Source organism: Bradyrhizobium sp. CB82 (genome assembly GCF_029714405.1).
Classification (GTDB): domain Bacteria; phylum Pseudomonadota; class Alphaproteobacteria; order Rhizobiales; family Xanthobacteraceae; genus Bradyrhizobium.
Window position 1 is genome coordinate 4,799,642 of record NZ_CP121650.1, and the last position, 21,908, is coordinate 4,821,549.

General features: G+C 63.8%; 17 protein-coding genes. 12 read left to right on the plus strand and 5 right to left on the minus strand.

Going from position 1 to position 21,908, the window contains the following annotated elements:
* The first annotated feature begins 1 nt into the window (after position 1).
* From ntrC to hflX, 5 genes are all read left to right on the plus strand, one after another.
* Positions 2 to 1,444: a nitrogen regulation protein NR(I) gene (gene ntrC / locus QA640_RS23295; protein ID WP_283035292.1), complete on the plus strand. Its 1,443-nt coding sequence runs from the start codon at positions 2 to 4 to the stop codon at positions 1,442 to 1,444.
* Positions 1,445 to 2,306: 862 nt separating this feature from the next.
* A complete protein-coding gene (locus tag QA640_RS23300; RefSeq protein WP_283035293.1) occupies positions 2,307 to 4,679 on the plus strand; it encodes a PAS domain-containing sensor histidine kinase in 2,373 nt (790 codons plus the stop codon).
* Positions 4,680 to 4,696: 17 nt separating this feature from the next.
* A complete protein-coding gene (locus QA640_RS23305; protein WP_283035294.1) occupies positions 4,697 to 6,067 on the plus strand; it encodes a sigma-54 dependent transcriptional regulator in 1,371 nt (456 codons plus the stop codon).
* Between the two features lie 256 nt (positions 6,068 to 6,323).
* The gene (gene hfq / locus QA640_RS23310; protein WP_007591126.1) at positions 6,324 to 6,572 is read left to right on the plus strand and encodes an RNA chaperone Hfq; all 249 of its coding nucleotides are present in this window, start codon (positions 6,324 to 6,326) and stop codon (positions 6,570 to 6,572) included.
* A gap of 11 nt (positions 6,573 to 6,583) precedes the next feature.
* Positions 6,584 to 7,966 (plus strand): GTPase HflX, encoded by a 1,383-nt coding sequence (hflX, locus tag QA640_RS23315; protein WP_283035295.1) that lies wholly within the window; start codon positions 6,584 to 6,586, stop codon positions 7,964 to 7,966.
* A gap of 107 nt (positions 7,967 to 8,073) precedes the next feature.
* On the opposite strand, the gene mazG is transcribed toward hflX, so the two are convergent.
* Positions 8,074 to 8,925 carry a nucleoside triphosphate pyrophosphohydrolase gene (gene mazG / locus QA640_RS23320; protein WP_283035296.1) on the minus strand — a complete coding sequence of 284 codons (852 nt, stop codon included), beginning with the start codon at positions 8,923 to 8,925 and terminating at the stop codon, positions 8,074 to 8,076.
* Between the two features lie 125 nt (positions 8,926 to 9,050).
* On the opposite strand from mazG, the gene queC reads away from it, so the two are divergent.
* Positions 9,051 to 9,764: a 7-cyano-7-deazaguanine synthase QueC gene (queC, locus tag QA640_RS23325; RefSeq protein ID WP_283035297.1), complete on the plus strand. Its 714-nt coding sequence runs from the start codon at positions 9,051 to 9,053 to the stop codon at positions 9,762 to 9,764.
* Positions 9,765 to 9,776: 12 nt separating this feature from the next.
* Here queC and QA640_RS23330 read toward each other — a convergent pair whose 3' ends face one another.
* From QA640_RS23330 to nthA, 3 genes are read right to left on the minus strand one after another with little or no spacing between them, the layout of a single operon-like run.
* Positions 9,777 to 10,157, minus strand: coding sequence for a nitrile hydratase accessory protein (locus QA640_RS23330; RefSeq protein ID WP_283035298.1), 381 nt, complete (start codon positions 10,155 to 10,157; stop codon positions 9,777 to 9,779).
* The gene (nthB, locus tag QA640_RS23335) at positions 10,157 to 10,816 is read right to left on the minus strand and encodes a nitrile hydratase subunit beta (RefSeq protein ID WP_283035299.1); all 660 of its coding nucleotides are present in this window, start codon (positions 10,814 to 10,816) and stop codon (positions 10,157 to 10,159) included. The genes QA640_RS23330 and nthB overlap by 1 nt, the downstream gene beginning before the upstream one ends.
* Positions 10,813 to 11,436 (minus strand): nitrile hydratase subunit alpha, encoded by a 624-nt coding sequence (gene nthA, locus QA640_RS23340; protein ID WP_283035300.1) that lies wholly within the window; start codon positions 11,434 to 11,436, stop codon positions 10,813 to 10,815. The genes nthB and nthA overlap by 4 nt, the downstream gene beginning before the upstream one ends.
* Positions 11,437 to 11,614: 178 nt before the next feature.
* On the opposite strand from nthA, the gene QA640_RS23345 reads away from it, so the two are divergent.
* From QA640_RS23345 to QA640_RS23365, 5 genes are all read left to right on the plus strand, one after another.
* Positions 11,615 to 13,093, plus strand: a complete 1,479-nt coding sequence (locus QA640_RS23345; protein WP_283035301.1) for a DASS family sodium-coupled anion symporter — start codon at positions 11,615 to 11,617, stop codon at positions 13,091 to 13,093.
* 471 nt (positions 13,094 to 13,564) lie between these two features.
* Positions 13,565 to 14,686 carry a methionine ABC transporter ATP-binding protein gene (locus QA640_RS23350; protein WP_283035302.1) on the plus strand — a complete coding sequence of 374 codons (1,122 nt, stop codon included), beginning with the start codon at positions 13,565 to 13,567 and terminating at the stop codon, positions 14,684 to 14,686.
* Positions 14,676 to 15,341, plus strand: a complete 666-nt coding sequence (locus QA640_RS23355) for a methionine ABC transporter permease (RefSeq protein WP_283035303.1) — start codon at positions 14,676 to 14,678, stop codon at positions 15,339 to 15,341. Before QA640_RS23350 ends, QA640_RS23355 begins: the two co-directional genes overlap by 11 nt.
* Positions 15,342 to 15,436: 95 nt before the next feature.
* Positions 15,437 to 16,111, plus strand: a complete 675-nt coding sequence (locus tag QA640_RS23360; protein ID WP_283035304.1) for an HAD family hydrolase — start codon at positions 15,437 to 15,439, stop codon at positions 16,109 to 16,111.
* A gap of 599 nt (positions 16,112 to 16,710) precedes the next feature.
* The gene (locus QA640_RS23365; protein ID WP_283035305.1) at positions 16,711 to 18,507 is read left to right on the plus strand and encodes an NAD(P)/FAD-dependent oxidoreductase; all 1,797 of its coding nucleotides are present in this window, start codon (positions 16,711 to 16,713) and stop codon (positions 18,505 to 18,507) included.
* A gap of 707 nt (positions 18,508 to 19,214) precedes the next feature.
* Here the strand turns inward: QA640_RS23365 and QA640_RS23370 are convergent.
* The gene (locus QA640_RS23370; protein ID WP_283035306.1) at positions 19,215 to 20,411 is read right to left on the minus strand and encodes a Xaa-Pro peptidase family protein; all 1,197 of its coding nucleotides are present in this window, start codon (positions 20,409 to 20,411) and stop codon (positions 19,215 to 19,217) included.
* Between the two features lie 463 nt (positions 20,412 to 20,874).
* Between QA640_RS23370 and QA640_RS23375 the strand changes: the two genes are divergently transcribed.
* A complete protein-coding gene (locus QA640_RS23375) occupies positions 20,875 to 21,894 on the plus strand; it encodes a TRAP transporter substrate-binding protein (protein ID WP_283035307.1) in 1,020 nt (339 codons plus the stop codon).
* Positions 21,895 to 21,908 lie beyond the last annotated feature (14 nt).

The following is a 21,908-nucleotide window of genomic DNA, read 5'->3' on the forward strand; positions in this document are numbered from 1 at the left end:
TATGCCCGTAGGTAGCATTCTCGTTGCCGATGACGACACCGCCATCCGCACGGTTCTCAATCAGGCACTTTCCCGGGCTGGCTATGAAGTCAGGCTGACCGGCAACGCCGCGACGCTATGGCGCTGGGTCAGCCAGGGCGAGGGCGATCTCGTCATCACCGACGTGGTGATGCCGGATGAAAACGCCTTCGACCTTTTGCCGCGGATCAAGAAGATGCGGCCGAATCTGCCGGTCATCGTGATGAGCGCGCAGAACACGTTCATGACGGCGATCCGGGCCTCCGAGCGGGGGGCCTACGAATATCTGCCGAAGCCCTTCGACCTGAAGGAGCTGATCGCGATCGTCGGGCGGGCGCTGGCCGAGCCGAAGGAGCGGACGTCAAGCCCGGACGAAGACGCCGAGATGGAAGCGATCCCGCTCGTCGGCCGCTCGCCGGCGATGCAGGAGATCTACCGCGTGCTGGCGCGGCTGATGCAGACTGATCTGACCGTGATGATCACGGGCGAATCCGGCACCGGCAAGGAACTGGTGGCGCGCGCGCTGCACGACTACGGCAAGCGCCGCAACGGTCCGTTCGTCGCCGTCAACATGGCGGCGATCCCGCGCGACCTCATTGAATCCGAACTGTTCGGCCATGAGCGCGGTGCGTTCACCGGCGCCAACACCCGTGCCTCCGGCCGTTTCGAGCAGGCCGAGGGCGGTACGCTGTTCCTCGACGAGATCGGTGACATGCCGATGGAAGCACAGACGCGCCTGTTGCGCGTGCTCCAACAGGGCGAATACACCACCGTCGGCGGCCGCACTCCGATCAAGACCGATGTGCGGATCGTCGCCGCCTCCAACAAGGACCTGCGTGTCCTGATCCAGCAGGGGCTGTTCCGCGAGGACCTGTTCTTCCGTCTCAATGTCGTGCCGCTGCGGCTACCGCCGCTGCGCGAACGCATCGAGGATCTGCCCGATCTGGTGCGTCACTTCTTTGCGCTCGCCGAGAAGGATGGCCTGCCGCCAAAGAAGCTCGATGCACTGGCCCTCGAACGGCTGAAGCAGCATCGCTGGCCCGGCAACGTCCGCGAGCTGGAAAACCTCGCACGACGTCTCGCCGCGCTCTATCCACAGGACGTGATCACCGCGTCCGTCATCGACGGCGAGCTCGCGCCGCCCTCGGTTAGCCCGGGAGCCGCCGTCCAGCAAGGCGTCGACAATCTCGGCGGAGCTGTGGAGGCGTATCTGTCCACGCACTTCCAGGGCTTCCCCAACGGCATGCCGCCGCCTGGCCTCTATCACCGCATCCTCAAGGAGATCGAGGTCCCGCTGCTCACTGCAGCCCTCGCCGCCACCCGCGGCAACCAGATCCGCGCTGCGGATCTGCTCGGTCTCAACCGCAATACGCTGCGCAAGAAGATCCGGGATCTGGACATCCAGGTCTATCGGAGCGGGGGATAGGGTCCTCGGATGTCACTCCGGGGGCGTCTCGTGAAGCGGCGCCCGCGGAATCTCGAAATTCCACTCGTCGAAAGGCCGCCCCAGCGTTGTTTGGGCAGGCCCATCCGCATGCGGTTCCGTCGGCGTGTCACAAGAATTTGGCACAGTTCGTGCAAAACAATGCTAGCCCGGGATTTTGTTGTTTCCCTACCGGGGATGGAGCAGTGGCTCCCCGCATTTTTTCGGGCGGGGGGCGCTCTCGCTAGGCGCCCGAATTTCTCGTGCGCAAGCAGAATCTCGTTAGTCCCAGCCGCGTTCTCGTCGGAGCTAGCATCATGACCGCAGAGGAATGCCAGGAACTCGCAAGCCACTATAAAAGCCTGTCGCGGGCCACCGATATTTCCAAGGACCGCGCTTTCCTAATGCAAAATATCGCGAGGAGCTTTTCCGGCTTGGCTACTCAATTGGACAGGCTTGCCGCACTCGTGAGAGACGAAGCTAGGTCACCCGAGAGGGACACGGCAAGATAAGCCGCCGCGGACCTGCTCGGTCTCAACCGCAATACGCTGCGCAAGAAGATCCGGGATCTGGGTATCCTGGTCGATCGGAGCGGAGGCTGATCAAAGTCGCAGCTGCGTACGCCAGATTGGCTTGAGGGCTTCAAGGCTCAACAGGACGGCTGCGGCCGCGGCAAGTGTCACGAGTACATCATCGCCATGGAACCTGCTGGGGCGGCGCTTGGCCGCGGGTGGCGACTGTTGTGGATGCGCGGCTCCGACGCGGTTGGGATGCCGCGGAATTGTCGCAATTCGGCAACAATGTGATATGAATGCATCAGTATCCGTGATCCACGGATCCCGTTTTCAGCATCACCATTGCCGGAATGACCAGCGCAGACACTTCGGCTACCTCGGCCGCAGCCTTTGAGACGTCGCCAGCAGATGAGCCCAAGCGCGGCTTCTTGCGGCGCTGGCTGGCGCCGTTTGCGGTCGGCCTGGCGCTGCTGTCGGCCTTCCTGACCTTCGTGATCCTCACCGGCCTGACACGGATCGAGCCGACGCAGGATGTCGTCAGGTCGTTCCTGATGATCAACGCCGGCACCATCCTGCTCCTCGTCGGCATCATCGTCCACGAGATCTGGCAGATGATCCAGGCGCGCCGGCGCGGGCGGGCGGCGGCGCGGCTGCACTTCCAGATCGTGGGGCTGTTTTCGGTGATCGCGGTACTGCCGGCGGTGCTGGTCGCGATCGTCGCCAACGTCACCATCGAACGCGGCCTCGACCGGCTGTTCTCCGGGCCGACCAAGGAGGTGATCCAGAACTCGCTGACGATTGCGCTCGCCTATATGCAGGACCACGCGCAGCTCATTCGCGGCGACATTCTGGGAATGGCGAACGACATCGCGCACGCCCGACCTCTCTACGACCAGGACCGGCGGTCGTTTCGCGAGCTGCTGACGGCGAGCGCAAGCTCCCGGAACCTGCCGGGGGCGATGATCATCGACAAGGATACCAACATCCTGGAATCGGCCGATACCGGCATCCGGCTCGCCTATTCGCCTCCGGCGCCGGACTTCCTCAGCAATGTCGGTGAGAGCGAGCCGGAGATCGCCGTCCTGCCCGAAAACAACTACGTGGCGGCCGTGATCCGGCTCCGCGCCTTCAACGACACCTTCCTCTATGTCGCCCGTCAGCTCGACCCTCGCGTCGTGGCGCAGGTCAAGCAGACCCAGCTGGGCGTCGCCGAATATGCGCAGATCGAATCGCGCAGGCTGGGCATCCAGGTCGCGTTCGCGCTGATGTTCGCGGTCATCGCGCTGACCATCCTGATGGCCTCGGTGCTGATCGGGCTGAACTTCGCCAATTGGCTGGTGGCGCCGATCAGGCGGCTGATGAACGCAGCCCATACCGTTTCGACCGGCGACCTCCATGTCCAGGTCCCCGTGCACAAATCCGAAGGCGATCTTGCCCAGCTCGGCGAGACCTTCAACAAGATGACCCAGGAGCTGCGCAGCCAGCGCGACGAGCTGGTCAGCGCCAGCGACCTGATCGACAGCCGCCGCCGCTTTATCGAGGCCGTGCTGTCCTCGGCCTCCGCCGGCATCATCGGCGTCGATGCCTCCGGCAGCGTCGGCATCCTGAACCGGTCTGCGGAGAAGCTGATCGGGCACGCCGAGTCCGAGACGCTCGGCCATCCCTTGTCGGAAGTGCTGCCCGAGCTCGACGACATGATGAAGACCGCGCGGGAAGGCACCCAGCGGCTCGTGCAGGGCCAGATCACCATCATGCGCGACGCTCAGGAGCGCAACCTGTCGGTCCGCGTCAGCGCGGAGAAGACCAGCCAGCCGCGCGACAGCTATATCATCACGCTCGACGACATCACCGAGCTCGTCTCGGCGCAGCGCACCTCGGCCTGGGGCGACGTGGCGCGCCGTATTGCCCACGAGATCAAGAACCCGCTGACGCCGATCCAGCTCTCCGCCGAGCGCATCCGCCGCAAATTCGGCAAGACCATCACGGAAGAAAAGGACAAGTCGGTGTTCGACCAGTGCACCGACACCATCGTGCGCCAGGTCGACGACATCCGCCGCATGGTCGACGAGTTCTCGCGCTTTGCACGCATGCCAAAACCCGTGATGGAAGGCGAGGACGTCGTCGATACCGTGCGGCAGGCTGTGTTCCTGATGAAGGTCGCGCATCCCGAGTTCGACATCGAGACGACATTCAAGGAAGACCCGCTGCGCGCGCAGTTCGACCGCCGGCTGATCTCGCAGGCCGTCACCAACATCGTCAAGAACGCGACGGAAGCAATCGAGCAGGTGCCACCGGAAGAGCTCGGCAAGGGCCGCATCGACGTCGTGGTCTCGCGTGAAGACCAGGACGTGCTGATCGACGTCGTCGACAACGGTATCGGCCTGCCCAAGGTCGCGCGCTCGCGGCTGCTCGAGCCCTACGTCACGACGCGGGCCAAGGGCACCGGCCTCGGGCTTGCGATCGTCGGCCGCGTCCTGGAGGACCATGGCGGGCGCATCGAATTGAAGGATGCCTCCGACTTCCGGGAAGGCCAGCGCGGCGCCTGGATGCGGATGCGTTTTGCCATCTCGGGCCATGCCAACACCATCGAGGTGAAAGCCGCGGCCCAAAATAACCAGGAAACAACCAAAGAACCGGACACAAAGGTGCCGGCCGCCGAAACCAAAGAGCCGGCAGAAAAGACTAATGATGCAACAAGAATCGAAGCCTCAACAGGCAACTGACAGAGCGGGCGCGATCCATGGCAAATGAAATTCTGATTGTCGATGATGAGGCCGATATTCGGGATCTCGTTGCGGGCATTCTCGAAGACGAGGGCTTCGTCACCAGAACCGCGCGGGACAGCGACTCTGCGCTCGCGGAGATTGCCAATCGCAGGCCGCACCTGGTGTTCCTCGACATCTGGCTGCAAGGCTCCAAGCTCGACGGCCTGCAGCTGCTCGAGCAGGTCAAGAAGGACAATGCCGACCTGCCGGTCGTCATGATCTCCGGCCACGGCAATATCGAGACCGCGGTCGCCGCGATCAAGCGCGGTGCCTATGATTTCATCGAGAAGCCGTTCAAGGCGGACCGCCTGATCCTGGTGGCGACGCGCGCGCTGGAAAACTCGCGGCTCAAACGCGAGGTGAGGGAGCTCAAGCAGCTCGCCCCGACCGCGAGCCAGCTGGTCGGCCGTTCGCCCAGCATGAACCAGCTCCGCCAGACCATCGAGCGCGCCGCCAAGGCCAACAGCCGCATCCTGATCGTCGGTCCCGCAGGCGCCGGCAAGGAATTGACCGCACGTACGCTGCATGCGGCCTCGGGCCGCGCCGACGGGCCTTTCGTCGTAATCAACGCGGCGGCGATCACGCCGGAGCGCATGGAGCACGAGCTGTTCGGCGTCGAGCAGTCCAATGGCGAGCAGCCGCGCAAGCCCGGCGCGCTCGAAGAAGCCCATGGCGGCACGCTGTTCATCGACGAGATCGCGGACATGCCGCGCGAGACCCAGAACAAGATCTTGCGCGTGCTGGTCGAACAGTCGTTCCAGCGCGTCGGCGGCACCGGCAAGGTGCAGGTCGACGTCCGCATCATCTCCTCGACTGCCCGCAACCTCGAGGAAGAGATTGCCGCCGGCACTTTCCGCGAAGATCTCTATCACCGCCTCTCGGTGGTGCCGATCCGCGTGCCCGCGCTCTCCGAACGGCGCGAGGACATTCCGGAGCTGATCGACTATTTCATGGACCAGATCTCGGCGGCCACGGGGCTGCCCAAGCGCCAGATCGGTCAGGACGCGATGGCGGTGCTCCAGTCCCATGTCTGGCCCGGTAACGTCCGTCAGCTCCGCAACAACGTTGAGAGAGTGATGATTCTCGCCGCCGGCGGACCGGAGGTGATCATCACCGCCGATATGCTGCCGCAGGACGTCGGCTCGATGGTCCCGGCAATGCCGACCAGCAACAATGGCGAGCACATCATGGGCTTGCCGCTGCGCGAAGCACGCGAGGTGTTCGAACGCGACTATCTGATCGCCCAGATCAGCCGCTTTTCCGGCAATATCTCGCGCACTGCCGAATTCGTCGGCATGGAGCGATCGGCACTACACCGGAAGTTGAAGGCCTTGGGTGTCGGTTGAGCCTGGTCGGACCGGCCACACGTCCACAATATCAGAGGAAAATCATCGATTTCCGTAGTTTTTCGGAGGATTGGGATGCGGTCTCCCGCGTGAAGCAGCTTGCCTAATAAGCGTACCTGTCCTCTAATCGTACCGCCGACCCTCCGGAGGGGGATCTCATGGGGGACGGCAACCGGGAGAGGCTCCGAACTGCAAAAGAGGGCAGCAACCGGTCGGACGATCCAAAGAACAAGAAACTCAAAGCGAGATAACAACAATGGCGGCAGACCGCGCACAAAATCTACAAGACACCTTCCTCAACCACGTTCGCAAAACCAAGACGCCACTGACGATCTTTCTGGTCAACGGAGTGAAGCTCCAGGGCATCGTGACCTGGTTCGACAATTTCTGTCTGCTGCTTCGGCGCGACGGTCACTCGCAGCTCGTCTACAAGCATGCGATCTCGACCATCATGCCCGGCGCTCCGATCCAGCTGTTCGAAGGCGGCGAGGATCAGCCGGCTTGAGAGTGACCTGATTGGAACCCCGGAATTTCGACGGGGGTGCTGACCGTCCGCGGTCGGCAGGGGCTGCACAGACGGGGCGGGTGATCGTCATCGGCCCCTATATGCGTATGCGCGGTGGCGGAGCCGACGCGCAAGCGGAGAGTTATGTCCTGCGCGATGTCGAGGCACGGCTCGAAGAGGCCGCAGGCCTAGCGCGCGCCATCGACCTCGTGGTTGCGGACGCGCTGGTCGCGCCGATCAGCCAGATCCGTCCCGCGACCTATCTCGGCAAGGGCAAGGTCGAGGAGGTCAGCGGGCTGATCAAGAGCCACGAGGTCGAGCTCGTGGTGATGGACTGTGCGCTGTCGCCGATCCAGCAGCGCAATCTCGAGAAGGCATGGAACGCCAAGGTGCTCGACCGCACCGGCCTGATCCTGGAGATCTTCGGCCGTCGCGCCAAGACCAAGGAGGGTTCGCTTCAGGTCGAGCTCGCACATCTCAACTATCAGCGCTCGCGCCTGGTGCGCTCCTGGACCCACCTCGAGCGCCAGCGCGGCGGCTTCGGCTTCATGGGCGGTCCGGGCGAGACGCAGATCGAGGCCGACCGTCGGCTGATCTCCGAGCGCATCTCGCGGCTCGAGAATGAATTGAAGAAGGTGCAGGCGACGCGGCGCTTGCACCGCGCCGGCCGCCAGCGCGTGCCCTACCGCGTCGTGGCGCTGGTCGGCTACACCAATGCCGGCAAGTCGACGCTGTTCAACCGCCTGACCCGCGCCGACGTGCAGGCCGCCGACATGCTATTCGCGACGCTCGATCCGACCTTGCGTGCGCTCAACCTGCCGCATGGCGGCAAAGCCATGCTGTCGGACACCGTCGGGTTCATTTCCAATCTGCCGACCCAGCTCGTCGCCGCCTTCCGCGCCACGCTGGAGGAGGTGCTGGAGGCCGACGTGATCCTGCACGTTCGCGACATCTCGCATGAGGACGCCGAGGCGCAGCAGAGCGACGTCGACGCCGTGCTGCGCCAGCTCGGCATCAACCCCGACGACTCCGGGCGCATCATCGAAGTCTGGAACAAGGTCGACCGGTTCGAGCCTGAAAAGCGCGAAGAGCTGCTGAACATCACTGCGCGCAGGCCATCGGATCATCCCGCGATGCTGGTCTCGGCCGTGTCAGGTGAGGGGATTGACGCACTGCTTGCCGCGATCGAGCAGCGCCTTGCGGCAAAACGGACCACGCTCGATCTCTCCATCGACGCAGCAGACGGCGCCGGAATCTCGTGGCTGCATCGCAATTCCGAGGTGCTGGCGAAAGAGCTGCACGACGGCCGTTTCGACATGACTGTGCGGGTGGACGAAACCAAGCGGGATATCGTGGTGAACCGCTTCGACGCCGTGCCGCATCACGCCGCATGAGAGCTGTCGTCCCGGGCAAGCGAAGCGCGAGCCGGGACCCATAACCACAGGGAGTGGTTTGGCGAAGACTGGTATGGGTCTCCGACTTCGCGGGGACGACGCTTGAGTTAGCGCTGGGCTTTCTTGCGTCTCTCTGACGCCGGTTTTTCCTCCGCCTTCGCCGCGTTCCACAGCGCGTCCATCTCTTCCAGCGAGGCCTGCTCCAGCGTGCGTCCCTGCGCCTCCAGCGCGCGCTCGATGTAAGCGAAGCGGCGCTCGAATTTTGCGTTGGTCGCGCGCAGCGCAGTCTCCGGATCGGCGTCGACATGGCGGGCGAGGTTGACGAGGGCGAACAGCAGATCGCCGGTTTCCTCGGCCAGCTCCTCTTTGTCGTTGCGGTCGAGCGCGGCCTCGATCTCGTCGGCTTCCTCGCGGATCTTCTTCAGCACTGCGCGCGGATCGTTCCAGTCGAAGCCGACGGTGGAGGCCTTGCGCTGCAACGCCATCGCGCGCGTGAGCGCGGGCAGGCCGGCCTTGACGCTTGCCAGCAGTGACTTGTGCGACGTCTCCTCCGGCGGCCTGCCCGCGGCGCGCTCGGCCTTCTCCTCGGCCTTGATGCGCTCCCACGCGCTCTTGACGCCGGCGGGCTGGATGTTGCCGTCCTTGTCGGCAAAGACGTGCGGGTGGCGACGGATCATCTTCCGCGTGATCGCCTCGACCACATCGCCGAACGCAAACGCGTTCTCCTCCTCCGCCATGCGCGCGTGATAGACGACCTGGAGCAGGAGATCGCCGAGTTCCTCGCGAAGGTCGTCGAAATCGCCACGCGCGATCGCGTCGGCGACCTCATAGGCCTCCTCGATCGTGTAGGGCGCAATCGTCGCAAAATTCTGCTCGAGGTCCCAGGGACAGCCGGTGACCGGCGTGCGCAGCGTCGCCATGATCTCGATCAGGCGTGAAATGTCGCGGGAAGGGGTCATTGCGGGCCAATTCTCCTCTAGGATCGCTTTATGCCGCAAGCGGCCCGGCGTTCCCAGCACAACGCCGTGAAACAGACCGATTTCCACCGATTGGCGGCGCCGCCACACGATGCTAAATCGCGGCCATGAGCGAACAATTTTCGTCCGAAACCGCCCTGGTGCTGTTCTCCGGCGGCCAGGATTCCACCACCTGCCTGGCCTGGGCGCTGAGCCGCTTTGCGCACGTGGAGACGCTGGGCTTCGACTACGGCCAGCGCCATGCCATCGAACTCACCTGCCGCGAGCGGCTCGTCGGTGGCCTGAAGCGCTTGCGTCCCGATTGGGCGGCAAGATTAGGGGAGAGCCACACGCTCTCGATCCCGACGCTGGCTGCGGTGTCCGAGACGGCGCTGACGCGCGACGTCGCGATCGCGATGGGCGCCGACGGCCTGCCCAACACCTTCGTGCCCGGCCGCAACCTGGTGTTCCTGACCTTTGCCGCCGCGCTCGCCTACCGGCGCGGCATCACGCATATCGTCGGCGGCATGTGCGAGACGGATTACTCCGGCTATCCGGACTGCCGTGACGAGACCATCCGCGCGATGCAATCCGCGCTCTCGCTCGGCATGGCGCGGACATTCGAGCTGCATACGCCGCTGATGTGGATCGACAAGGCCGCGACCTGGCAGCTCGCGCATGAACTTGGCGGCGATGGTCTCGTCGACCTCATCCGCGCCCAATCGCACACCTGCTATCTCGGCGAGCGCGGCGCGCCGCATGACTGGGGTTACGGCTGCGGCGAATGCCCGGCGTGCAGTCTGCGCGCGAAGGGATGGGCGGAGTACGTGGCGCGCAAATAGCGCCCCCCACGGCTATCGCGCAAAATCCTCAGCCCGCAGCACGATCGGCTGGCCGTGCGGGGTGCGATCGGCGGCATGGTCCCAGGCGTCGCGGTAGCGGTGCAGCGTCTCTGTGGAGGTGACGCCCTTGGTGGCGACCAGTGTTTCCAGAGCGGCGAGCCAGTGCAGATAGTAGGTCTCGCCGGTGTCGGGATCGCCCGCTCCTTGCGCGCGCTTGATCTCCTCGGCGAGCGCGGCGGCCCATTCCGTCCAGGTGAAGACGCCGCGCTCGTGCAGCGTCAGCACCATGGCAAAGGCCTGCGCCTCCCAGGGCGCGCGGAACACCGGGCCGTCGTCATCGCGGGGAATGCTCGGGACGGCCGCGGTCGCCTTCGCTGCAGCAGCGGTGCTCATCACGCCGGGTCCAGATAGGGCTCGAAGGCATCGATGGAGATCTTCGACGTCGGATCACCATCCGCGCCCCAGAGATCCCGCCCTTCGAACACCACCGTGTAGAGCCACTGCGGATTCTCACCCAATTCCATCGCGGCTGAATCCGGAAAAACCTGGCAGCCATGGTTGCGCTCGACGACACCGACATGGCCGCGCACATAGCGCGGCAGCCGCGTATGCGTCGTCGGATGGATGTTCTTCGCGCGCACGCGATCGCCGATGTCAAAACGGGCCGGCGCCGGAGCAGGACGGGCGAACTTGCCGCGCACCATGATCCGCTCGATGTCGTCGACTCCAAACTTGCCGTGCCTGAGCGGCTTTGCCGGCGTCACCGCATGGCCGGCCACGACGTCCTCCTTCGCAATGTAGCCCTTGTCGAGCAGCATCTCCTCGAGCCCAAGAAACCATATTTGGTAATAGGAGCTCGATAGATAGACGTCCGGCGGCAGCGTCTCGCGATAGAAGCGCGAAGTGTCGATGTTGAAGGCGCCGGCGCCGCCCATCGCGCGCACCATCGCCAGGACGCGGGCTTCCCAGTCCGCGTGGAACGTCGGCTCGTTCGGCTCGGGCTCGACCTTGCCGAACCCGTCCATGCCGCCCATGTCATGCACGCCGTTCATGACAGCGCTCCCGGCGCCTTCGGAAAGCCGGTGCCGATCATGGAATCGCGCGTCACGAGCTCTGCGAGCTGCGCCTCGCTCCACCCTTCGGTGCCCTCGGGCCGCATCGGCAGTACCAGGAAGCGCGTCTCGGCGGTCGAGTCCCACACCCTGATTTCCGTGTCCTTCGGCACCGTCACGCCGAAATCGGCAAGCACGCCGCGCGGATCCTTCACCGCACGCGAACGATAGGGCGCGGCCTTGTACCAGACCGGCGGCAGCCCTAGCATTTCCCAGGGGTAGCAGGAGCACAGCGTGCACACGACCATATTGTGGCGGGCGGGCGTGTTCTCGACGACGACCAGATGATCGCCGACGCGGCTGACATGGCCGAGCGTACTGATCGCCCTGCTGCCGTCCTCCAGCAAGGCGTCTTTGAAGGTGGGATCGGTCCAGGCCTTGGCGACGACGCGCGCGCCATGATGCGGCCCGATCCGGGTCTCGAAGGCCTGAATGATCGCATCCAGCGCCGCCGGATCGACATAGCCCTTCTCGGTCAAGATGCTCTCGAGCGCGCGCACGCGCAGCTCGGTTTCGGAGAGTTCCGAATGGTCGTGATCGTGGTCGTGATCGCTGCTCATGCGGGGGCAAGATAGGCACATCGGTCCTGCCTGTCGAGGCCCCGCAACGTGCGCGAGTGACGTCCCTGCGCCAGCCTTGCAGCAGCCATTGATCACGGCGCGGACTGTCCGTATACGGCCCGCGGGGACGGCCGAGACTTGGTCAACGAGCCGGCAAGAGGAATTGAGGGGAGGGCCAATGACTGCTAGCTCGCAGGCGCCGGAGGCGAAGGGATTTCGCTGGAAGCTGTTCGCCCCGCTCGCGGTGTGGCTTGCGATCTATTTGTGGCCAGTGCCTGCGGGCCTCAACGTCAATCAGTGGCACTATTTCGCGGTGTTCGCCGCCGTCATCACCGGTCTCATCCTGGAATCGATGCCGGTCGGCGCCGTCGGCCTGATCGGGCTGACGGTCGCCGGTATCAGCGGCTATATCGACCCCGATCCGACCAAATCGCTGCGCTGGATGCTGGCGGGCTTTGCCGAGAGCACGGTGTGGCTGATCGTCGGCGCCTTCGTGTTCTCGATCGGCTATCGCAAGAGCCAGCTTGGCCGGCGGATCGCGCTCGTACTGGTACGCAGCCTCGGGCGCAACACGCTTGGCCTTGGCTATGCGGTCGCGATTTCGGACTTCCTGCTGGCGCCGGCGACGCCCTCGAACACGGCGCGCAGCGGCGGCATCGTCTATCCCATCATCAGCAACATCCCGCGCATCTACGGCTCCGAGCCCGGGCCGACCGCCGGCAAGATCGGCACCTATGTGATGTGGACGGCGTTCGCGGCCACCGCAGTCACGAGCTCGCTGTTCTTCACCGCGCTTGCGCCCAATGCGGCGGCCCTCGCCATTGCCAAGAAGACCGCAAACATCGACATAAGCTGGGCGCAGTGGTTCATCGGCTTTGCGCCGCTCGGCATCCTCCTGATGCTGCTGGTGCCGCTCCTGAGCTATGCAATCTGCCGTCCCGAGGTGAAGCGGAGCCCCGAGATTTCCGAATGGGCGAGCAGGGAACTGGCGACGATGGGGCCAATGTCGCGCCACGAATGGATCATGCTGAGCCTGATCGTGCTCGCGATGTTCCTGTGGATCACAGGCTCGACCCCAGACATCAGCCTGCCCGTCCTCGGCTCGAACTTCATCAACGCCACCACCGTCGTGTTCATCGTGATCTCCTTGATGCTGGTCACCGGCATCGTCGAATTCAACGATATCGTCAGCGAAAAGAGCGCCTGGGAGGTATTTTTCTATTTCACCTCGCTCTTGACGTTGGCCTCGGGCCTCAACGAAATCGGCTTCATCAAATGGTTCGCGAACGAATACGCCAAGCCGCTCGCCGGGCTGTCGCCGTCGACGGCGATGATCATGCTGGTCGCGCTGTTCTTCTGGATCCACTATTTCTTCTCGAGCATCACCTCGCATGCCGCAGCCATGCTGCCCGTGGTGCTCGCGGTCGGCTCCGGCATCGCCGGCCTTCCGGTCACGACGCTCGCGATGCTCTGCATGTATTCGCTGGGCCTGATGGGCGTGATCTCGCCTTACGCGACGGGGCCGGCGCCGATGTATTTCGGCAGCGGCTATATCGGCAAAGGCCAGTTCTGGAGCTTTGGCCTGATCTTCGGCCTGATCTATTTCGCCGGATTGCTCGTGATCGTGCTGCCGTGGTTGCAGCTCCGCGGAGGCTAGAGCATGATCCGGAAAAGTGTGCAGCGGTTTTCCCTCGCGACAAACGCGGAACGCGTTTGCGCGGAGATCATGCTCAAACAATAACCTAAAGCGCGATGACGATTTTAGCCTTACTGTGTCACTAACCCTCATGGTGAGGAGCGCGAAGCGCGTCTCGAACCATGAGGCCCCGCCTGTGGCCCACATCCTTCGAGACGCTTGCTTCGCAAGCTCCTCAGGATGAGGAGTTAGAGCGTTTATGACGCAGTAAGGTTAGGCCACGGGGCGAATTTTCTCTTGAGGCACCGAATCGGGAAAGCTTTGTCTAGCCCGGCCTGAATATCCGCGATTGCAAGACCGACCGGATCGGGCGATTGTGCATGCTGCAATGCAGCGCGCTGTCCGGCGTCCCGTGCGCCTGATGCCTTTCCATCGCTGCCACCTCGCTTGGCCGCTTGAGCCGGCGATGTCTTGCGAATGAGAGTTTATCGAATGAATGCACATCAAGCGCTCGTGGTCGGGGAGCCGATCGGGGCACAGGCCGCAATTTCGCAGGGCGATGCGCCCGACGCCATGGTCCGGTTCGAAACCATCTCGAAGATCTATCCGGCCTATCGCGACAAGTCCGGAGTCCATGCCTTGCAGGACATCGACTTTGCGATTGCGCGCGGATCGATCACCGGCGTGATCGGCCGCTCGGGCGCGGGCAAGTCGAGCCTGGTGCGCCTGATCAACGGGTTGGAGAAGCCGACCACCGGCCGCGTCGTGGTCGATGGCCGCGACATCTCGGCGCTGTCCGGCCGCAACTTACGGCTCGCGCAGCGCTCGATCGGAATGATCTTCCAGCACTTCAACCTGCTGTCGTCGCGCACTGCAGCCGACAACGTCGCGCTGCCGCTGGAAATCGCCGGTTGGCCGAAAGCCGAGATCAGGACGCGCGTCGCCGAGCTGCTCGCACTCGTCGGAATTTCCGACAAGGCCGATCGTTATCCCTCAGAACTTTCCGGCGGCCAGAAGCAGCGCGTCGGCATTGCGCGGGCGCTGGCGACGCGTCCCAACGTGTTGCTGTCGGACGAGGCGACCTCGGCGCTCGATCCGCAGACCACGCGCGCGATCCTCGATCTGCTTGCGAGCATCAATCGCGAGCTCGGCGTGACCATCGTACTGATCACGCATGAGATGTCCGTGGTGCGGCAGCTCGCAAAGGAGGTCGTCGTGATCGATGCCGGTCACATCGTCGAGCGCGGCCACGTCGCTGACATCTTCACCAATCCGAGGCATCCCATCACGCAATCCTTCATCGCGGAGGTCGTCGGCGACAGTCTGCCGGTGTCGCTGGCCTCCCGCCTCACGGCGCAGCCGGTTGCGGGCGGCCAGGCCGTGATCCGCGTTCAGGTGCGCGGCACGGGTGCGGGTGACACGCTCGTGGCGCGGCTCGCGCGCGAGGTCGGAATCGACGTGGCGCTGCTCGCCGCGCGCATCGACGAGATCGGCGGCCAGCACGTCGGCTCGCTGACGATCGGGATTCCCGGCGGGGAGGGGGCCGCACAGCAGGTGCTGGCCTGGCTCCTGCAACACCAATTCGCTTCGGAGCGTCTCGGCCATGTCGCCTGAAATGATCAATCTCATCGTCCAGGCAACCGGCGAAAGCCTGTTCATGGTTTCAGTCGCCGCTCTGCTCGGCACCATCTTCGGCCTGCCGATCGGGGTGTTCCTGGCAACCAGCCGCAAAGGCGAGCTGTTCGCCGCGCCCGCGGTCAACGCCGTGCTCGGCATGGTCGTCAACGCAACGCGCTCGACGCCGTTCATCATCCTGGTGGTCGCGATCATCCCGTTCACGCGGATGATCGCGGGCACGTCGATCGGATCGACGGCGGCGATCGTGCCGCTGACGATCGCCTCCACGCCCTTCATTGCGCGGCTCGTCGAAGCCGCGATCCGCGAGGTCGATGCCGGCCTGATCGAGACGGCATCCTCGTTCGGCGCCTCGCCGCTCCAGATCGTGCTCAAAGTGCTGATCCCCGAGGCGCTGCCCGGCCTTGTCCTCGCGCTCACGCTCGCGGTCGTCAGCCTGCTCGGCTATTCCGCGATGGTCGGCGCGGTCGGTGGCGGCGGGCTGGGCGACCTCGGCATCCGCTACGGCTACCAGCGCTTCATGCCGGAGATGATGCTCGCCGTCGTAGTCGTCCTGATCGCACTGGTGCAGGCGGTCCAGTCCGCGGGCGACTATCTGGCGCGCCGGGTCAACCGCCGGCTGCGGCATCGCTGACGCCGAAAGGAACAAGCTGTTGACTTGATCGTATGCTTCCATGCCCCAGCAAGGCGAGGGCGCCTCGGGCCACAGCAATGTAACGGAGAGCTTGCATGCGCATCGAACCGGTCTTCCTGTTTGACCTCGACGGTACGCTGGTCGACAGCGTCTATCAGCATGTGCTCGCCTGGAAGCACGCGCTCGACGCCGAGGGCTTCGAGCTCTCGGTCTGGCGCATCCATCGCAAGATCGGCATGAGCGGCGGTCTCTTCACCAATCAGCTCCTGCGCGAGATCGGCGTCGAGATCAGCGAGGAGCGCATCGACCGGCTGCGCCGCGCGCACGCGGCGTCCTACCAGCAGCAGGCGGGCCAGATCCGCCCGCTTCCCGGTGCGCGCGAACTGCTGCAATGGCTGTCGGAGGCGAAAATCCCGTGGGCAATCGCCACCAGCGGCCGGATGGAGACCGCGGCCGTGAACCTCGCCTCGCTCGGCGTCGATCCCGCACGCACGCCCGTGGTGACGCGCGACCAGGTCAAATATGCAAAGCCCGACCCCGACCTGTTTCTCGCCGCAGCCGCGCGGCTGAACGCGCCGATCGAGACGGCCGTCGTGGTCGGCGACAGCGTCTGGGACATGATGGCCGCCGTCCGCTGCCGCGCGTTTGGCGTCGGCCTCCTGAGCGGCGGCTACGGGCCGGACGAACTGCGCCAATCCGGCGCCTTCCGCGTCTACGACGATCCGGCCGACATGCTGCGCCGGATCGACGAGGTCGGCGGCCGGCGATGACGCGGAAGTCAGCTCAAGCGGCGAAAGTCAGCACGTGATCGTTTGACCTCCATGTGGGGTTTCCGGGACTCATAGTGAAGAGGTTCACACACGGTCCGTGACGAGGGCCGCTGTGCGCACGGAATTCGTGGCGGAAATATCTCTAATCGAAGAGGGTGCCCCCATGAAAACCCGGTTCTTGATTGTGGCCGCCGTTGCTTGCCTCGTGGCGACCAATCACGCCGATGCCTGCACACCGCGTCCGAGTGCCGACAACGCCTGTGGACTTCGAGCGCGCGATGGCCGGCGCCTTCAACGTGGAAACCGAGTGGGTTTACGTGCCCGACGAGCCCGTCATCGACGAGTCGAACAGGGCTAGTCTAACGTCTCGCTGGTCTGGCCGCTGTATGGCCCGATGGGTGTGGGTGTTCGCTGCTTCATGCCGGGAACGATGACGTGAGGCGCGTGGTGTGCGTTGCGATCCTGCAACGTTAATGAGCCCTGCGAGATGCTGGAGCCTGCCGGAACCCTGCCGCGTGAGTCTGGATTCCCGCGATGGTTGGGATAAGGTTACACTACCTGCGCAGAAAAAAATTGCAGACGACATCCGGGAGGAAGCGATGCTCGACACCACGCTTAGCGCGCGCGTCCAAGTTATCCTCGACAAGTTTGAAGCCGCGCTTGCGGCGGGCGAACTCGACGCCGCCGCCGGAATGTTTGCTCCGGAATGCTACTGGCGCGACCTCGTTGCGTTCACCTGGAACATCAAGACAATGGAAGGCCGCGATCAGATCCGCGACATGCTCGCGCATTGCCTAGCGCATGTGAAGCCGCGCAACTGGAAAATCGCCGAAGGTGAAGCGCCAACCGAGGCTGGCGGCGTGACCGAGGCCTGGATCACGTTCGAGACCGAGGTCGCGCGCGGATATGGACTCATCCGCCTGCAGAACGGCCAGATCTGGACGCTCCTGACGACGACGGCCGAACTCAAGGGCCATGAGGAAAAGGCTGGCTTCAGCCGGCCGCTCGGAGCCAGGCACGGCGTCAATCCAGGCGCCAAGACCTGGAAGGAACTGCGTGACGAGGAAGCCGAGCACCTCGGCTTCAAGACCCAGCCCTACGTACTGATCATCGGCGGCGGGCAGGGCGGCATTGCGCTCGGGGCGCGGCTGCGACAGCTCGGTGTTCCGACGATCATCGTCGAAAAGAACGCACGCGCCGGCGATTCCTGGCGCAACCGCTACAAGTCGCTCTGTCTGCACGACCCCGTCTGGTACGATCACTTGCCCTACATCGATTTCCCCAAGAACTGGCCAGTGTTCTCGCCCAAGGACAAGATCGGCGATTGGCTGGAGATGTACGTCAAGGTCATGGAGTTGAACTACTGGACGAACAGCGCGGCCAAACACGCCAGCTGGGACGACACCAAGAAGGAATGGGCCGTCGTCGTTGAACGTGATGGCAAGGAGATGACGCTACGGCCCAAGCAGCTTGTGTTCGCGACCGGCATGTCGGCCAAGCCGAACATGCCGAAAATCAAGGGCATGGAAACCTTCAAGGGCGAGCAGCACCATTCCTCACGCCATCCCGGCTCCGACGCCTACAAGGGCAAGAAGGTGGTGGTGATCGGCTCGAACAATTCGGCCCATGACATCTGCGCTGCACTGTACGAGACCGGCATCGACGTAACGATGGTGCAACGCTCGACGACGCACATCGTGCGCTCGGATTCGCTGATGGAGACCCTCGGCGATCTTTATTCCGAACGTGCCGTCCGCAGCGGAATGACGACGGCAAAGGCCGACCTGATCTTCGCCTCACTGCCCTACCGGATATTGAATCAGTTTCAAAAGCCGGTCTACGACAAGATCCGCCAGGACGACGCCGCTTTCTACGCCGGGCTGGAGAAGGCCGGCTTCATGCTCGACTTCGGTGACGACGATTCCGGGCTATTCATGAAATATCTTCGCCGCGGCTCGGGCTATTACATCGACGTCGGCGCCTCACAGCTTATCATTGACGGCAAAATCAAACTGTTCACGGGTCAGGTCGAGGAGATCACCCCCAACGGCGTCAGGCTTGACAACGGCAAGGAATTGCCAGCGGACGTGATCGTCTATGCCACCGGCTACAGCTCGATGAATGGCTTTGTCGCCGATCTCGTCAGTCGAGAAATGGCCGACAAAGTCGGCAAGGTCTGGGGCCTTGGCTCGAATACGACAAAAGACCCTGGGCCTTGGGAAGGTGAGCAGCGCAACATGTGGAAGCCGACGCAGCAGGAGGGCCTATGGTTCCACGGCGGCAATCTGCATCAGTCGCGACACTACTCGCAATTCCTTTCCCTGCAGCTGAAAGCTCGCTACGAGAGCATCCCGACGCCGGTGTATGGCCTGCAGACTGTTCATCACAAGGCCTGAAGTTACCGAGTGCGCAGCAGAGCTCGCCGATTGCGAGCTCCATGCGATTTGCCGGATCCCCGCACTCGCCAGCACAATGTCCACTTTAATCTCGCTGAGATGACATCGCTGACCAGATCCGACACGCGGGAAAAGGGTCAATTCGCCCCTGAAAATGCCGGACTGCACCACCCGGCGCCCGCAATGCCACCAATGTGACCAATCGTGAAGCCGCGATTTGTTGGGACGGCGCGGCCTGAGCCTTACCTAAGCAGGCGGCTGGTCGATTGGAGAAAAAGCGATGCGTTCTATTTTTGCCTTGAGCCTTTTGATCGCCCTCTATGGCTCTGCGAACGCGGCTACAGTGCATCACGCACATCAGCGGCACGCTATCGTTCGTCCCAACCAGGGCATGATCGCCTCAGACCCCGCTTCGGGTTTTGCCTACGTGCCGCCTGGGCCGTCAATCCGCTACCGGCAGGCACCGTACGATGATTACGATGCGCCGTATCCGGGAGCTTCGCAGGGCTACGCGCCTGGCGAACGCGAGCGATTTCTCGACAGTGTGAGACGAGGCGGTTAGACCGCCCAAACATATCGGACGAGGGCGATCGCCAAGGTGCAAACGCGCGCCTCACCGAGGTCAGCAGCGGGTCTGCAATGCCGGAAACGCGGATTCCGCGCTCCTCACCATGAGGGTCCTATGGCGCGCGCGGAGCAGGACCAAATTAGAGCGCACGCCCGCCAATATTCCAGTCGCGGCCGCCCCCGCCGAAAATCTCATACCCCGTCGGCGTCACCGCAACCGTATCCTCGAGCTTGATGAAGCCGCGCTTGGGATGCTTCATCGTGGTCTCGATCGACACCACCATGCCGGGCTCCAGCGGCAGCCGCGCGTCCGGATCGTCATAGGGAACCGGACCATTGGCGGTCAGGCGAGGGGCCTCGTGGCTGACGAGGCCCATGCCATGGGCCAGGAAGTCCGTGCAGTCGCGCTGGCCGATACCGGCGAGTTCTTTCTCGGCAGCGGCATAGATCGCACCGCCCAGCGCCCCCGGCCGCACGGCCGCAAAGGCGGCGCGCTGGACGGCCTCGATCGCGGCGAGCAGGTCCTTCAGTTCGCCGTCCGGCTCGCCCAGCACGGCCATGCGGGCGAGATCGCCGATATAGCCGTGATAGTTGCCGCCGGAATCGAGCGACAGCACGTCGCCTTGCTCCCAGCGCTGCGGCGACGGCGCCCGGTTGTGGCTGTTGCCGCAAGCAAGCAGGCAATATTCAAAGGTCAGCCCACGCTGCGCCTCGGCGATGCGCAGGGCGTCCGACAGCTCCTGCTTGGTCGTGCCCGGACCATGCTTCGCAATCACCTCCAGCATGGACGCGACCACGCGCTCCGAGGCCGCCTTGAGCTTGGCGAGCTCGGCCGCCGACTTCACCGCGCGCAGACGCTCCAACGTCAGCAGCGCATCCTTCAGCTCGGCGCCGGGCAGGGCGTCGGCCAGCGCCCTGCCTGCATCCATCGGCAGAAACGCCATCTCGACCCCGACCCGCTTCATCGGCACGGCCGCGTGCTTCAGGAGCTCAACCGCCCGTGTGACGGCGTCGACCGAGCCGTTGGATTCGGTCCGGACCTGCGGCACCCAGGGCGGCGCCACGGCGCGCTGATGGGTCTCCAGGCGATGCCCGATATAGATGGCCTTGCCGGGCGCACCCATGGGATAGACCAGGACCGGCAGGTACCGGCTGACACCCATCGCATCCATGTAATCGAAGAAGATCGCGCGCTCCGCGCCCAGCAGGTACTGCACATTGTGCTTGGAGGTCGCGATCAGAACGTCGAGGCCGGCAGCCTCCATCAGCCTGTCGAGCTTGGCGGCATCGAATGGAGTCGCAGGGGACTGAGGCCCGCGGGCGACGTGGTCCTGCATGATGGACCTCCCATGAACGGCGGTCTTTGCTGCCTGTGCAGAGATCGGCTTTGGACTTCGTTTCGAGATCAATTCTGAGCCGGGAACAGGGTTCTGGGTAGCTGCGGAATTGTCCGGCCTGATCTGCAAGGCCATATCCGCAATTCGCATAAGGTATATTATGGAATATTTTTATATCCAATTAGATCAAATATTTAGACGAAATTCCTGACAACGCGGATTCGGTCGAGCCCACCAATCGTCACAGCCATTGAGCTTGGCATGATCTGCCAGGCGCTCCTTTGCATGGGGTTGTTTTGCGGATTTTGGTGGCGAGCCGGTGCCTTGCGAAAGCCGATATTGCCGCGGCTCGGCTCCGCTGCAATAAGCAACACCTCGCGAGATCGCAGATGACCTCATGGCGTTCCGTCCGTATAGGTTTGCATCTCAGAACAACAACAAACCTTTTTGGGAGCAAACCCCGATGAGCTTTTCCCGACGCACGCTTCTCAAGGCCTCCGCCGCGACCGCGGTCCTCGGCGGCCTCAGTGCCCCCCATGTGGCGCGCGCCCAGACGGCCGAGTTTTCGTACAAGTACGCCAACAACCTGCCGGACAGCCATCCGCTGAACATCCGCGCCAAGGAGATGGCCGCGGCGATCAAGAGCGAGACCAACGGCAAGTTCGACCTCCAGATCTTCCCGAACAACCAGCTCGGCTCCGACACCGACATGCTGAGCCAGATCCGCTCTGGTGGAGTCGAGTTCTTCACGCTGTCGGGCCTGATCCTGGCAACGCTGGTGCCGGCGGCTTCGATCAATGGCATCGGCTTCGCGTTTCCGGACTACGACACGGTCTGGAAGGCCATGGACGGCGACCTCGGCGCTCACGTGCGCGGCGAGATCAAGAAGGCCGGCCTCGAGGTCATGGACAAGATCTGGGACAATGGCTTCCGCCAGACCACGTCCTCGACCAGGCCGGTCAACGGCCCGGACGACCTGAAGGGTTTCAAGATCCGCGTGCCGGTGTCGCCGCTGTGGACCTCGATGTTCAAGGCGTTCGATGCGGCGCCCGCCTCGATCAACTTCAGCGAGGTCTATTCCGCGCTCCAGACCAAGGTCGTCGAAGGCCAGGAGAACCCGCTGGCGATCATCTCGACCGCCAAGCTCTATGAGGTGCAGAAGTACTGCTCACTGACCAACCACATGTGGGATGGCTTCTGGTTCCTGGCCAACCGCCGCGCCTGGGAGAAATTGCCGGCGGATGTCCGCGCGATCGTTGCCAAGAACATCAACGCGGCCGCTGTGAAGGAACGCGAGGATACGGCCAAGCTCAACGCCAACCTCCAGCAGGAGCTGGCCGGCAAGGGCCTGACCTTCAACCAGCCGGCAACCGCGCCGTTCCGCGACAAGCTGCGCAGCGCCGGCTTCTATGCCGAGTGGAAGGGCAAGTATGGCGACCAGGCCTGGGACCTCCTGGAAAAGGCCGTCGGCAAACTCTCGTAACGCGTCAAGGCCGT

Bases quoted from the DNA above. Each gene is read 5' to 3' on its own strand.
- QA640_RS23365 (WP_283035305.1), top strand. From the start codon at position 16,711: ATGCTCGACACCACGCTTAGCGCGCGCGTCCAAGTTATCCTCGACAAG.
- QA640_RS23355 (WP_283035303.1), top strand. From the start codon at position 14,676: ATGTCGCCTGAAATGATCAATCTCATCGTCCAGGCAACCGGCGAAAGC.
- QA640_RS23330 (WP_283035298.1), bottom strand. From the start codon at position 10,157: ATGAGCACCGCTGCTGCAGCGAAGGCGACCGCGGCCGTCCCGAGCATT.
- ntrC (WP_283035292.1), top strand. From the start codon at position 2: ATGCCCGTAGGTAGCATTCTCGTTGCCGATGACGACACCGCCATCCGC.
- QA640_RS23345 (WP_283035301.1), top strand. From the start codon at position 11,615: ATGACTGCTAGCTCGCAGGCGCCGGAGGCGAAGGGATTTCGCTGGAAG.
- QA640_RS23370 (WP_283035306.1), bottom strand. From the start codon at position 20,411: ATGCAGGACCACGTCGCCCGCGGGCCTCAGTCCCCTGCGACTCCATTC.
- queC (WP_283035297.1), top strand. From the start codon at position 9,051: ATGAGCGAACAATTTTCGTCCGAAACCGCCCTGGTGCTGTTCTCCGGC.
- nthA (WP_283035300.1), bottom strand. From the start codon at position 11,436: ATGAGCAGCGATCACGACCACGATCACGACCATTCGGAACTCTCCGAA.
- QA640_RS23350 (WP_283035302.1), top strand. From the start codon at position 13,565: ATGAATGCACATCAAGCGCTCGTGGTCGGGGAGCCGATCGGGGCACAG.
- QA640_RS23300 (WP_283035293.1), top strand. From the start codon at position 2,307: ATGACCAGCGCAGACACTTCGGCTACCTCGGCCGCAGCCTTTGAGACG.
- nthB (WP_283035299.1), bottom strand. From the start codon at position 10,816: ATGAACGGCGTGCATGACATGGGCGGCATGGACGGGTTCGGCAAGGTC.
- QA640_RS23360 (WP_283035304.1), top strand. From the start codon at position 15,437: ATGCGCATCGAACCGGTCTTCCTGTTTGACCTCGACGGTACGCTGGTC.
- QA640_RS23375 (WP_283035307.1), top strand. From the start codon at position 20,875: ATGAGCTTTTCCCGACGCACGCTTCTCAAGGCCTCCGCCGCGACCGCG.
- hfq (WP_007591126.1), top strand. From the start codon at position 6,324: ATGGCGGCAGACCGCGCACAAAATCTACAAGACACCTTCCTCAACCAC.
- QA640_RS23305 (WP_283035294.1), top strand. From the start codon at position 4,697: ATGGCAAATGAAATTCTGATTGTCGATGATGAGGCCGATATTCGGGAT.
- mazG (WP_283035296.1), bottom strand. From the start codon at position 8,925: ATGACCCCTTCCCGCGACATTTCACGCCTGATCGAGATCATGGCGACG.